The sequence below is a fragment of the Pontibacter indicus genome (genome assembly GCF_900156345.1).
In the GTDB taxonomy this organism is placed as follows: domain Bacteria; phylum Bacteroidota; class Bacteroidia; order Cytophagales; family Hymenobacteraceae; genus Pontibacter; species Pontibacter indicus.
On the sequence record NZ_FTPP01000002.1, the window covers coordinates 1,180,740 to 1,192,935 of the forward strand.

Below are 12,196 nucleotides of genomic sequence, written 5' to 3' on the forward strand. Positions count from 1 at the left end.
GCCTTTTGTAGGGTGATAGCAGGTATAGCTCACAGGCCGAAAAAGGTGATGTGGATAAATTTACCTGATTTTGTGCCCCTTCTATGTCACTATCTGACAAGTACTGCGTAAAGAACCTTGCTAAATCTTCCAATTATGTATGCATCTGCCATGACGGCTAACACTGACATCGTCACCACCACCTGCGGTCGTGAGCTCGACCTAAACCGTACAGAACTGATTATTGAGCGCTCCAATAGCCTTTTCAGTTACAACATCCACAAGCTGGACACCGGAGAATATGTGATCGCTGAGAAGTTCTACGGCAACCCTTTTAACAACCGTTACATCCTGCTGAACGACGAGCAGATCGAAATGCTGAAACATTTATAGCCTTTATCTCGAATACAGGTTTTCCTGACAGAACATTATTCATAAGATTACGCTTACAATTATGTTTAAATTTTTAGCCTTCCGCTTATTCCGGGCCATCTGGGCTCAGATCCTTTAACTCTAAAAAGAACCTCTAAAATAACAGGCCATCTCCGCCACGCACGGCTTACTTATAAGCTGCATATGGCGGAGATGGTTTTTTTAGTATATATAGATTAGGTATAGCATCACAGGTATAGCCTAAAAACAGAACAGCCGCAGCGGGGGAGTCCTGCTGCGGCTGTTCTGTTATTGGCATGGGTGTTATACCTTATTCCTCTTCGGGAGCAGCTATAGCACCGCCCCGTCGCTTGTTGCCCACGTTCTCCACCTCACGGTTTATTTCTTTTATATCCACTGGCTGGGAGAAGTCGCCAAGCAGGTGCTTGGTGAAGTAGTCGCCCATCATCCAGAAGAAATACTCGGTCATGTCGCCGAAGGCATGTCGCTGGCCAGGCAGCAGCACGAAATCAAAGCGCTTGTTGGCCTTGATCAGCGCGTTGGCCATGCGGATAGTGCCCGCCGGGTGCACGTTATTGTCCACATCGCCGGTGGCCAGCATCAGGTGGCCCTTTAGGTTTTTGGCCAGGTCCGGGTTTTTCTCCACAGCATACACAAAAGTCGTGTCGCCTTTCGGTGAAACTACTTCTTTCACGCCATGGTGCTTCTCGCTCCACCAGCGGTTGTAGATGTTGTTTTCGTGGTTGCCCGCGCCCGATACGGCTACTTTGAAGAAGTCAGGGTATACGAGCATGGCTGCCGTGGACATAAAGCCACCGCCAGAGTGGCCGGTTATACCTACACGGTCGATGTCGATGAAGCGGTGGCGGTCGGCCAGCTGCTCAATGGCTGCTTTCTTATCGGACAGGCCATAGTCGCGGAGGTTGCCGTAGCCGTAGGTATGATACCATTTGGAGCGGGCCGGGTGGCCGCCACGGTTGCCCACTGTCACCACCACAAAGCCCAACTGTGCCAGACGGTCGATGCGGTCCATGCTGCGGCCAAAGGACTTGTTCACAGCCTCTGTCTGCGGACCAGGGTATACGTAAGCGATGATCGGGTACGTCTTGGTCGAGTCGAAGTCAAATGGCTTGTACATCACGCCGTAAAGGTCGGTGATGCCATCGTCTGCCTTCACCTGGAACGGCTCCGGGAACTTGTAACCGGCTGTCATCAGGCGGCTTAGGTCGGCTTTCTCCAGGTCCATCACTTTGCGGCCTCTGTTGTTGTAAAGCACCGATACCGGTGCGGTGTTCACGCGCGAAGCGGTGTTCACAAAGTAGGTGTTGTTATCGTTCAGGCTGATGCTGTTGTCGAAGTTGCCCTTATTGAGCAGCGTCATGCCGCTGCCGTCGAAGTTCACGCGGTACAGGTGCATCAGGTATGGGTCCTCGCCTTCTTCACGCCCGTTGGCTGTGAAGTAGAGCACGCGGTTTTTCTCGTCTATACCTACAATGTCTTCAGAGTGGAAAGAGCCGCTCGTGATGCGGTTTTTCAGGTTGCCTTTGCCGTCGTAGAGATAGAAGTGGCCCCAGCCATCGCGCTCTGACCAGTGGATGATCTCGTTGCCACCTTTCACCAGACCAATGCGGTTGATGTCGATGTAAGTGTTGAAGCGCTCCTCGATAACAGGCGTTACTTTGCCAGAGGCAATGTCCAGCTCACACACGTCGATCTTTTTCAGGTCGCGGCTGGTGCGGGTAAAGTAGAGTTTGTCTTTGGTGCCGTGCCACAGGATTGGGCGGTGCTCGTCGTCGCGCTGCTTCTGCAGGGCAGGCGCTGACCACAGCGAAAGCTCCTGATCTTTGAATGCAGCCGTGTTGATGCGCTTCTGCGACTTGTTAGCGAAGTCGAAAATGATCAGCTCTCTTTTAGGAGCTTCCTTCTCGCCTGGCATATGGTACTTGTAAGTTTCCAGTGCTGGGCGGCCCTGCGCGGTGTGGTGCAGTACCCACAGGTCTTTCACTTTGCGCTCGTCGGTGCGAACCATGGCAAACTGCTTCGAGTCCGGTGACCACAGAATGAAAGCCGGCTTGCGGTTCTTCTTGTTCTTCTCGCGCTCCACATTTGTTTCGCCGCGTGAGTCACCGTATGTATAGTACTCCACACCGTCTTTGGTCAGCTGGTGCTCCACGATGGTTGTGTCTTTCTCGTTCTTCAAAGCCTTTTCGTAGTTGGCCTTGTCCATCCAGTAGAGGTTATGCTCTTTGGCAAAAATGACCACCTGCTGGTCCGGCGAAATGGAAGCCCAGCGCGGCTTCGACTTTGGTTTCTCAAAGTCCTTCAGCTCCACCACCTGGCCTGTTGTCAGGTTGTAGCGGAAGTAGAACGTTTTTTTCTCGAGTGAGTCAGCGGCTTTCTTGTCCAGGCGGTCTTTTTTCACCTGGTCGATGGAGCTCTTGATCTCGAACGTTACGTTTTTTTCGTCCTCCGTGAACTTCAGGTTCTGGATCGGCAGGTTCTGCGCATCGAAAGGGTCCTGCACTACCATGGTCACGGCGGAGGCTACCTTGGCATTGTCGAAAAGCAGCTTCTTGGATTTAGTGGCGGGGTCAACGATGTACCAGTTCTTGCCGTTGCTGGTGGCGTACTCGTACCAGAAGCGGTCGGAGTTCTTGAGCCAGTGCGGATCGAGGGTGGTGGTGAAAATAAGTTTCTCCAGTTTTTTAGGCGAGAAGCGGGAGGCCAACTGGTAATTTCCCTTGGTCGGCGTGCCGGGCTGCTGTGCCTGTACACTGATGCTCGCTATCAGCAGCATAGCAAGAAGGTAAATTTTCTTCATGAAAAAGGTTGGTTTGGTTGTTTAGATCAGTTGAGCAAGCGCAAGGCTGCTCGGTAGGTATAGACTGGTGTGAAATGCAATAGTTTAAACTGTGTTAAGAATAAATGTGCCTGTTTGCAGCGTGCTCTATCATTGGAACATAAGGGGATATATAAGCGGAGAAGGAATGCAACGCTTTGCCGCAATTTAGGGTCAATTTATCTAAACATAGTGCTTTGCCATGAAAAATGTACTGTTTGTCGCCTTGCTCATACTCCTGCTCGCCTGTTCGAAGGAGGACCTGGGTACTGTAAACGCCCGGTTAGGTCAGATAATCAGGCTCAAAGAGGGCCAGGCAGCGCTATATAATAACAGTGGGGTAGGGGCAGTTCAGGTGGTCAGGCTAAAGGTAATGGAGGTGAGCGACGGCAGGTGCCCCAGCGATGTGTTCTGCGTGACCTATGGCAAAGTGGAGGTAAAATTACGACTGGAGACAGGCACCGGCATAGGCGAAACCATGACCATGTGCCTGGGCTATTGTTACGGCAGCAGCCACTTTGAGGACGAAGCGCGGGCAATGGTAAATGCTATACCTTATAAAATAACGCTGCTGGAGGTATCGCCGCCGCCCAGGCTACAGGACAAAACCAGCCATATTGAAGAGGTGCAGCTGGTGTTAGAGCGCCTGTAAGCTCGCCGCTGTTTGTACATTTCTCGTGCAGGAGGTTTCAAGGTATAGGGGTTGAGGTATAGCGATCGCCTAACTTGGCACAACCGTGTGGTTGACACGGCGCTGTGCCTTTTCAGGGCGGCGAAGCCGTTTCCCGGATAAAGGCTGGGGAAGGAGAGGCTAGGCTTTGATTTAGAGTAAGTTAAAACTTTTTAGGGTGTTGTGTGGAATTGTCCTTAATATACCTTAGTTTTGCGCCTTGAAATAACTCCGTTATACAGTTAATCAATATAAAAAGTCAAATGGCGAATATTGGCAGAATTACCCAGGTTATCGGTCCGGTGGTGGACGTTAGCTTTGCGGGTGAAAACGCAAAATTACCAAACATCCTCGATGCGCTTGAGGTAGTTAAAGAAAACGGCCAACGCATTGTGCTGGAAGTGCAGCAGCACCTCGGCGAAGATCGTGTACGTACCATTGCGATGGACTCCAGCGAAGGCCTTACCCGTGGTGCACAGGTAACTGACCTGGGTGGCCCAATCACGATGCCAACTGGCAACGCGATCAACGGCCGTCTGTTCAACGTTATTGGCGAAGCGATCGACGGTATTCCTCAGCCTGCTACGAACACGCGTCTGCCAATTCACCGCGCTGCGCCTCGTTTCGAAGAACTGGCAACCTCTTCTGAAATCCTTTATACTGGTATCAAAGTAATCGACCTGCTGGCCCCTTATGTAAAAGGTGGTAAGATTGGTCTGTTTGGTGGTGCCGGTGTAGGTAAAACGGTACTCATCATGGAGCTGGTAAACAACATTGCCAAGGCCTACTCTGGTCTGTCTGTGTTTGCCGGTGTAGGTGAGCGTACCCGCGAAGGAAACGACTTGCTTCGCGAATTCTTGGAATCTGACATTATCCGTTACGGTGCCGAGTTTAAGCACTCCATGGAAGCTGGCGGATGGGATCTGTCGAAAGTAGACATGGCCGAGCTGGAGAAATCGCAGGCGACACTGGTGTTCGGTCAGATGAACGAGCCGCCAGGGGCACGTGCACGTGTGGCCCTGTCTGGTCTTACCATTGCTGAAAACTTCCGTGATGGTGACGGTACTGGTGCTGGTCGCGACATCCTGTTCTTCATCGACAACATCTTCCGCTTCACGCAGGCGGGTTCTGAGGTGTCGGCCCTTCTTGGTCGTATGCCATCAGCGGTAGGTTACCAGCCAACGCTGGCAACAGAGATGGGTGCCATGCAGGAGCGTATCACGTCTACTAAGCGTGGTTCCATTACTTCCGTACAGGCCGTTTACGTACCTGCGGACGACTTGACTGACCCGGCTCCAGCGACAACGTTCGCTCACTTGGACGCCACTACCGTACTTTCCCGTAAGATCGCCGAGTTGGGTATCTACCCTGCGGTGGATCCACTGGACTCTACATCGCGTATCCTTTCTGCTGAAGTACTGGGTGAAGACCACTACGGTACAGCACAGCGCGTGAAAGAGATTCTGCAGCGCTACAAAGAACTTCAGGACATCATCGCCATCTTGGGTATGGACGAACTTTCTGAAGAAGATAAGCAGGTTGTACACAGAGCGCGCCGTGTGCAGCGTTTCCTGTCTCAGCCGTTCCACGTAGCCGAGCAGTTCACTGGCCTTGCCGGTGTACTCGTAGACATCAAAGATACCATCCGTGGCTTCAACGAGATCATGGACGGTAAGTACGATCACCTGCCTGAGGCAGCCTTCAACCTGGTTGGTACCATTGAAGACGCCGTAGCGAAAGGTGAGAAGTTGATGGCCGAAGCTAAGTAATTAAAGAAATGTGCTAATGTGCTAATGTGTTAATTCGCGTTAGTGCATTAGCTAATTAGCACATTAACTAATTAGCACATTAAAAAATGTATTTAGAGATAATCACACCTGATAAGAAGGTTTTTGCCGGTGAGGTAGAGGCGGCTCAGTTTCCGGGTACAAACGGTTCGTTTGAAGTCCTGAACTCGCACGCTCCCCTTATCAGCACCATGGACAGCGGCAGAATCCGTATCACTACCAAGCAAGGACAGGAGTTCTTTACCGTGGATGGTGGTGTGGTAGAAGTGCTGAACAACAAGATCATCGTACTGGCTGAGTCCGTTACGGAATAGTACAGCACCAGCTAAAGCATAAACAGAAATCCCCTTCTGCTCGAAAGAGTGGAAGGGGATTTTTGCTTTGTTTAAGAAGTAAGGTTGGATGGGAAGATAAGGTATAGCTACTATGCCTGGCCAAGCGGCTACTCCTGAGCGCTTCCGTTTTTGATCAACTGCCGCATGTGCTCGATAGCATAGGTCAAGGCATCCACTTTCTCGTTCACAAAAACATCCGGCGCGATACCATAGGGGTCAATCGGATTTTTTTCAAGATCTCTTGCTCGGTAGGACGATGGAAACACAACCTCAAAACAGCCAACGTTCTTCGAGAGGCCATTGAATCCGTCTACGACGCCTGCGGTGTTCTGTCCATACACCACTACGCGGTCGCTTTGGTTAGCGCGAAATACAAAAGTCTCGCCGGAGCTCGCCGTTTCTTTGTCTGTCAGAATCGCAATTTTCTTCGGGCCAAGGTATAGCGTGTCCATTTTGTAGGTGAAATATGGCTCTGGATAATCGTAATAAGCAGTTCCTTTGTTCGCCATCAGGAGATCGTAGGTTTCCTTTTCCTTTTCGGTATACTCTTCAACTTTTTTACCGGTCTTGCCTGTTTTATAATCCATCAGTTGCTGAAGGTTATAATCACTTAGCCAAAAGCCGCCTGTAGGTATTTCTACAGGGCCGCTCAGCACGTAAGGCATCACTGGAAAGTAAGTGGCATCATTTCCACCGCTGTTTCCCCGCACGTCCACAACCATCAAATCAGCTTTCATGATATTGTCATGATGTGCTTTCAGCAGACTGTCAACATAAGACCGGTCGACGGAGTAGAAATCCGGGAGCCGGAGATAGGGGATGTCGTCGATATAGGCTATGTGAAACTGCTTGTATTTAGCTTCAATGTCGGTTTTAGGTTGCTTTTCTACTTCAGGCCATACCTTGGTCCAGTCGCCTAAACCATCCATCTCCAGCAGGGCTTTGCCTACCAGTTTGCCGGTAGTCTTTCTGATAGCATGGTCTCCCATCATGAAGTTGACTTTAAAGGAAGCGCCGGCAGTTGAGGTAAGCTCAAATTTAACGTCTTCGGACTGCCAGTTTTTGTTTGTGCTACTCAACACAATGCCGACATAGTCTCTTTCGCGGCCACTTTTTGCGGGGTTTGGAATGACAGCCACTGTGTAGCTGCCATTGTCCCAGATGCCAAGTACCTGGTTGAGGCTATAGTTCTGTTTCTTGTACGCTTTTTTGAATTGCTTCTCAGAGAGGGCAATTTTCTCTTTGTGGAAGACTTTCTGGCTGGGGTCTAAGATGTAGGTATGCCCGTCTCTGAAAAAATGCAGATACTGTTCGAGAATGGTTTTGCAGTCGCTTAGGTCAGTCACATGCTCCGCTTTGCTTCGAATGACGACCTTATGTGCGTTGTATAGCTCTCTGTTCTTGTCTGTCACTTTGTAAATAAACAGGGAGTAGTCTTTTTCATAAGCGTCTACGGTTGCGTCAAAGGCTTCCTCGCAATTGCAATCCTGCGCTTGTAAGGAAAGCGTTGTAGAGGCAAATAAGAAAAAGGTAAGCAGGGCGGGTAAGATTGCTTTCATGGAAGGGGTTGAATATAATGGGCTGATGTTAACTTATTAAAGCCAGCTTTGAAAAGAGCGGCATGTAATTGCTGGAATTAGGAGCGAAGGTATAGCGCTTATAAACCTTGCTTTCGCTTGGCTGCAGGTATAGCCGAGCTCTGCGGTACGGCCTGCACCCTGGTAAAATCCAGGTCGTGAAAGTCGTAGCTGAAGTCGGTGAGCGGGGAGACGGCCTTCATGCTGATGCCTGAGAGTTTGCCCTCCTGGTCGGGTACAAAGACTACAAAAGCATCGGCTTCAAAAGTGCGGTCGGTCCACTTCACCACAAAGGTGTTGTCTTTGTAGTAGAGCATTTCGCCCTGCAGTCTGGGCGACCGGAGCGACTTGAAGTAGAGTTTGTTCTTTTGACGGTAAATCTCCACGTGGCCAAACCACTTGTCTTCGAACGTGCCTACATAGTTATCAAAAGCAACTTTCGATTTCTTTTCTTTCAGCACTTTGTTCACATCTGCCCATATCATGTCGGTATAAGCAGTGGCTTCGGCTATGTATTCATCCTCTTCTTTTTTCAGCTCCGCTACCCAGTCGTGTGCTTCCATGCCGAGATAGGCCTGCTTGATGGTGTTGGTGATGGAGCGGAAGGCCTGGCCGTTTTGCTGATTGGTGAGCACGATGATGCCCAGGTTCAGTTCGGGCAGCATGGTTACCTGGCTCACCATACCTGGCAAACCGCCTGTGTGGCTCACTTCCTTGTGGCCCTTCACATCGCTCAGGAACCAGCCGAGGCCATAAGAACGGAAATGCGTGTTGAAAGGGCTCTTGCCATGGTAAGGTATAATGGTTTGCGGGGTCCACTGCTCCCGAATGACTTTCTGCGTGAGCAACCCCTGTTTCAGGTCATCACCATACCTACCCTCGTTCATAAGCATCAGCAGCCACTTGCTTAGGTCGTGCACGCTGGTGTAAATACCGCCGGCCGCTGCGCCGAAAGGCAGGTTGTAGCGGTCGATCACTTTCAAGTTTCCTTCTACCACGGCATGGGCCTCGATGGTGTTGGACGGGTCTCGGAGCCTTTCGTAGCTGGCGGCGCTACGCGTCATGCCCAAGGGCTGCAAAATGCGCTTTTCGGTGAAATCCGACCAGCTGGTGCCTGTCACGCGGGCCACTACCTCGCCAGCCACGATGTAGAGCAGGTTATCGTAGTCGTACTTCAACCTGAAATCGGAGACTGGCTTGAGGTATTGTATGTTGCGGATCAGGTCGTTTGCCGTGAAGTCGTTTCCATCGGGGAAGAGCATCAGGTCGCCGGCACCCAGGCCGAGGCCGCTGCGATGGGTGAGCAGGTCGCGGATCGTGAATTCTGCTGTCACGTAGTCGTTGTAGAGGCGGAACTCAGGTATGTACTTCACCACCTTGTCGTCCCACTTGATCTTGCCTTCTTCTACCAGCAAGCCCAGCGATGCCGCCGTAAAAGCTTTGGTATTGGAGGCCACGCCAAACAAGGTATGCTCGTTCGTTTTCTCACCAGTGCTGAGCGAGTTGACGCCATAGCCTTTCATGTGCACCACTTTCCCGTCCTTCACCACAGCCACCGCTATACCTGGCACCTGAAAAGTAGCCATCGTCCGCTCCACGAGTTTGTCTATTTCAGGGGAGGTAATGGTCTGTGCCTGAGCGAACGGAAAGTTGCTCAGCAGGAAAAGGACAGCTAAGAGGAGACGGGAGGGGTTACAAAATTTCATAGGCCTGGAAGTAGGGCTAAGGTTTGATAACTGGCATTGGGAAAGCGACCGTAGAATCGGGTTTTACAGCTAAAATTGGAAATCGTACGGTTGAATCAGGCTTCATGACTGGCATAAGCCCATGGGGTTTTTTGGCGCTGGCCGTGTCTGGTTTTTTGGCTGTGGATTTGGGAAACAGGCTATACCTGCTGCCAGGCTTTTCCAGTTGATTTGGTATACCTGAAGGAATGTCTTTCTCCGTGTGACCCAGGTCGAGCTTTCTGTAAGATGGCTTTAAGCGAAGCTTCGGTCGGTCGAGGTCTTGTGCCTGTGCCGCAAGGGAAATGAGCACGAGTCCAGCAATGGCAGAAAATGTTTTCATGGGTTGAGGTTTTTCGGTACTTTGTTGATGCCAGCAAATCAAAACGCTTGGGTAAAAGCTTTCTTGATCGATACTATTTCAACTAGTAAAGCTTCTGCGTCAGGTATAGCGCTGGCAGGCTAAGCTTCACTAAATATAGCAAAACCTACATTCAATGTATAATACAACCTACACTTTTTAGAAGATAATGTAGAACCGGAGTAGTTACAGCACCTCTAGGTCCACATCCCCGCCTACCGGAAAACCAACGCAGGTGAGCGTCATCCCTTTTTCGATGTCGCGCTCGGTCAGCACCTCGTTGTACGACATCCATACCTTGCCTTGCAGCACCCGGGCCAGGCAGCTACCACACTTGCCTGTTTCGCAGCTGTAAGGTATAGCGATGCCTGCCTGACGGGCACTCTGCAAGATGTTGTTGGGGTAACGCGAAACGATCTGGTGCGCCTCACCGCCGATATGCAGGGTCACCTTGCGGGCGGATGTGTCGGGTGGGATGAGCTTGGCAGGCTTGCGGATGTCGGTATTGAAGATCTCCTTGCGGATGTTGGGCTCCGGTATGCCATACTGCCGCAGCGCAAACGACATCAGGCGCATGTAGTTATCAGGGCCACAGATGTAGAAAAGCAGCTCGTCGTGCGGCACTTTAGCAAGTGTACTGATAAAGCGCTGCAGCAGATCCTTGTGCAGGCGCGCCCGGCTCAGGTCCGGGGAGTTGCTGTAAAGAAATTCAGTGTGGAGCCTTTCTGGGAATTGGGTTGCCAGGTCCTGTAGCGGCTGTAGGAACATGGCTTTCTCAGGGTAGCTGTTGCTGTAAAAGAGCACCGCCGATAGCTCCGGACGGGCATGCAGCAGCGTTTTGAGCAGGGAGTAAATGGGCGTGATGCCACTGCCGGCCGCCAGAAAGAAGATCTGCTTATAGGCTGAGGACTGCTCCGGTAGCGTGAACAGGCCGGCCGCCCCGGTTGTGACCAGTTTGTCGCCGATGCGGGCATTGTCCACGAGCATGCGGGAAAACAGGCCGTTCTCAATGCGCTTCACCCCAATGGTGAGCGGCTCCTGCAATGCAGGTGAGGAGGTGATGGAGTAGGAGCGGCGGACTTCGCCGTGCGCGCTATGGTGCACCAGCGTCAGGTACTGGCCTGCTTTGTAGGGAAGCGGCTCACCATCCTCAGGCTCCAGCGAGAAGGTCTTCACGCCGGGTATTTCCTCTTGTATGTGGCGAATGATCAGGCTACGGTAATGGCGGCTATTTTCAGATATAGGGTGTGTCATTTTTGTCTGCGAAGCTTATAGGCTATACGAGTCGGGCGGCCCCGGGTGAAACCAGGAGTGGTGCCTTGTCTCAAAAATAAGCAGGTTTGCCGGTCTATTTCCAAATCCTGCCTATATTTAACGATAAATACGCTATACCTGACCATGGCACAGATCCATCCCAAAACCACGCCCATTTACCAGACCTCGGTCTTCACCTTCGAAGACCTGAACGACCTGGAACTGTACTTCGACCAGCCCGACCACAAGTACATGTATACGCGCTACGGCAACCCTAACTCCGACGAGCTGGCCGATGAGGTGAACGGTTTGGAAGGTGGTGCCGGTGCTGTGGCCACTTCGTCGGGTATGTCGGCCATCCTGACGGCGGTGCTCACCTATTGCCAGTCAGGCGACCATGTGCTCTGTGCCGAAGAGATCTATGGTGGCTCAGCGGCCCTGCTCTCGCAGGAGCTGACCCGCATGGGAATAGCGGTGAGCTATGTACCATGTGCCGAGCTCTATACCTTGGACGGGCACGTAAAGGAGAACACCCGGCTGCTGCTGGCTGAGACGATGAGCAATCCGCTGCTGCAGGTAGTGGACCTCCACCGGCTCTCCACCGAAACCAAACGCACAGGTATAAAGCTGCTCATCGACAATACTTTTGCCTCACCCGTCATCACCAAACCGCTCCACCTCGGTGCCGACATGGTGATCCACAGCGTGACCAAGTACCTGTCCGGGCACAGCGACGTGACGGCGGGTGCGGTAGTGACAGCCAAGTCAGAAGACATAGAGCGCAGCAAGCAGATCATGCGGGTGTATGGCCTCAACCTGAGCCCTTTCGAGAGCTGGCTGGCAGCCCGTGGCCTCAAGACGCTGAACGTGCGTATGAAGCAGCACTGCTTTAATGCAATGGCCGTAGCCGAGTTTTTGTGCAACCATCCGAAGGTGAAACAGGTATGGTATCCCGGTCTGGCGCAGCACCCACAACACAAACTAGCCAAGGCACAGGGCTCGGGTATGTTCGGGGGCATGCTTTCTTTCCGGATCGAAGACGACCTGGACACAGTCAACACCTTTATGCGGTCGCTGAAGCACATTCCGTTCGCCCCATCGCTGGCAGGTGTGAGCAGCTCCATTTCGCATCCGCTTCGCACCTCGCACCGCAGCCTGAGCCCGGAGCAACAGCAGAAACTAGGCATCACCTTGGGAGTAATCCGGCTTTCGGTAGGTATAGAAGAAACCGTAGACCTGTTGGCGGACCTGGCGCAAGCGCTGGATAAGATTTAGTA

The 12,196-nt window shown here is 51.8% G+C and carries 10 protein-coding genes; 5 read left to right on the plus strand and 5 right to left on the minus strand.

Features of this window, described 5'->3' with window-relative positions:
- Positions 1–135: 135 nt before the first annotated feature.
- Positions 136–372 (plus strand): hypothetical protein, encoded by a 237-nt coding sequence (locus tag B0B12_RS14040; protein ID WP_076669772.1) that lies wholly within the window; start codon positions 136–138, stop codon positions 370–372.
- Positions 373–682: 310 nt separating this feature from the next.
- Here B0B12_RS14040 and B0B12_RS14045 read toward each other — a convergent pair whose 3' ends face one another.
- Positions 683–3,193 carry a S9 family peptidase gene (locus B0B12_RS14045; protein WP_076669776.1) on the minus strand — a complete coding sequence of 837 codons (2,511 nt, stop codon included), beginning with the start codon at positions 3,191–3,193 and terminating at the stop codon, positions 683–685.
- Positions 3,194–3,413: 220 nt separating this feature from the next.
- Here B0B12_RS14045 and B0B12_RS14050 point away from each other — a divergent pair, with 220 nt between their 5' ends.
- The 3 genes from B0B12_RS14050 (at position 3,414) to atpC (ending at position 5,982) form a co-directional block, all read left to right on the plus strand.
- Positions 3,414–3,863, plus strand: a complete 450-nt coding sequence (locus B0B12_RS14050) for a hypothetical protein (protein ID WP_076669780.1) — start codon at positions 3,414–3,416, stop codon at positions 3,861–3,863.
- Between the two features lie 281 nt (positions 3,864–4,144).
- Complete coding sequence (gene atpD / locus B0B12_RS14055) at positions 4,145–5,650, plus strand: F0F1 ATP synthase subunit beta (protein WP_076669783.1); 1,506 nt, start codon at positions 4,145–4,147, stop codon at positions 5,648–5,650.
- An 86-nt stretch (positions 5,651–5,736) separates the two neighbouring features.
- Positions 5,737–5,982 (plus strand): ATP synthase F1 subunit epsilon, encoded by a 246-nt coding sequence (gene atpC, locus B0B12_RS14060; protein ID WP_076669787.1) that lies wholly within the window; start codon positions 5,737–5,739, stop codon positions 5,980–5,982.
- A gap of 128 nt (positions 5,983–6,110) precedes the next feature.
- Here the strand turns inward: atpC and B0B12_RS14065 are convergent, their stop codons facing one another.
- The 4 genes from B0B12_RS14065 to B0B12_RS14080 all read right to left on the minus strand — a co-directional run bounded on the left by B0B12_RS14065 (position 6,111) and on the right by B0B12_RS14080 (position 10,919).
- Positions 6,111–7,562, minus strand: a complete 1,452-nt coding sequence (locus B0B12_RS14065; RefSeq protein WP_076669790.1) for a S41 family peptidase — start codon at positions 7,560–7,562, stop codon at positions 6,111–6,113.
- Positions 7,563–7,660: 98 nt separating this feature from the next.
- Positions 7,661–9,286, minus strand: a complete 1,626-nt coding sequence (locus B0B12_RS14070) for a serine hydrolase (RefSeq protein ID WP_076669794.1) — start codon at positions 9,284–9,286, stop codon at positions 7,661–7,663.
- Positions 9,287–9,302: 16 nt separating this feature from the next.
- Entirely contained in the window at positions 9,303–9,647 is a 345-nt protein-coding gene (locus tag B0B12_RS14075) for a hypothetical protein (protein WP_076669797.1), read from the minus strand.
- Between the two features lie 204 nt (positions 9,648–9,851).
- On the minus strand, positions 9,852–10,919 hold the full coding sequence (locus B0B12_RS14080) for a ferredoxin--NADP reductase (RefSeq protein WP_076669801.1): 1,068 nt from the start codon (positions 10,917–10,919) through the stop codon (positions 9,852–9,854).
- 144 nt (positions 10,920–11,063) lie between these two features.
- On the opposite strand from B0B12_RS14080, the gene B0B12_RS14085 reads away from it, so the two are divergent.
- On the plus strand, positions 11,064–12,194 hold the full coding sequence (locus B0B12_RS14085; protein WP_076669804.1) for a trans-sulfuration enzyme family protein: 1,131 nt from the start codon (positions 11,064–11,066) through the stop codon (positions 12,192–12,194).
- Positions 12,195–12,196 lie beyond the last annotated feature (2 nt).

What these genes read in the sequence shown, in the direction of transcription:
- B0B12_RS14040 (WP_076669772.1), top strand. Translation starts at nt 136, where the DNA reads ATGTATGCATCTGCCATGACGGCTAACACTGACATCGTCACCACCACC.
- B0B12_RS14045 (WP_076669776.1), bottom strand. Translation starts at nt 3,193, where the DNA reads ATGAAGAAAATTTACCTTCTTGCTATGCTGCTGATAGCGAGCATCAGT.
- B0B12_RS14050 (WP_076669780.1), top strand. Translation starts at nt 3,414, where the DNA reads ATGAAAAATGTACTGTTTGTCGCCTTGCTCATACTCCTGCTCGCCTGT.
- atpD (WP_076669783.1), top strand. Translation starts at nt 4,145, where the DNA reads ATGGCGAATATTGGCAGAATTACCCAGGTTATCGGTCCGGTGGTGGAC.
- atpC (WP_076669787.1), top strand. Translation starts at nt 5,737, where the DNA reads ATGTATTTAGAGATAATCACACCTGATAAGAAGGTTTTTGCCGGTGAG.
- B0B12_RS14065 (WP_076669790.1), bottom strand. Translation starts at nt 7,562, where the DNA reads ATGAAAGCAATCTTACCCGCCCTGCTTACCTTTTTCTTATTTGCCTCT.
- B0B12_RS14070 (WP_076669794.1), bottom strand. Translation starts at nt 9,286, where the DNA reads ATGAAATTTTGTAACCCCTCCCGTCTCCTCTTAGCTGTCCTTTTCCTG.
- B0B12_RS14075 (WP_076669797.1), bottom strand. Translation starts at nt 9,647, where the DNA reads ATGAAAACATTTTCTGCCATTGCTGGACTCGTGCTCATTTCCCTTGCG.
- B0B12_RS14080 (WP_076669801.1), bottom strand. Translation starts at nt 10,919, where the DNA reads ATGACACACCCTATATCTGAAAATAGCCGCCATTACCGTAGCCTGATC.
- B0B12_RS14085 (WP_076669804.1), top strand. Translation starts at nt 11,064, where the DNA reads ATGGCACAGATCCATCCCAAAACCACGCCCATTTACCAGACCTCGGTC.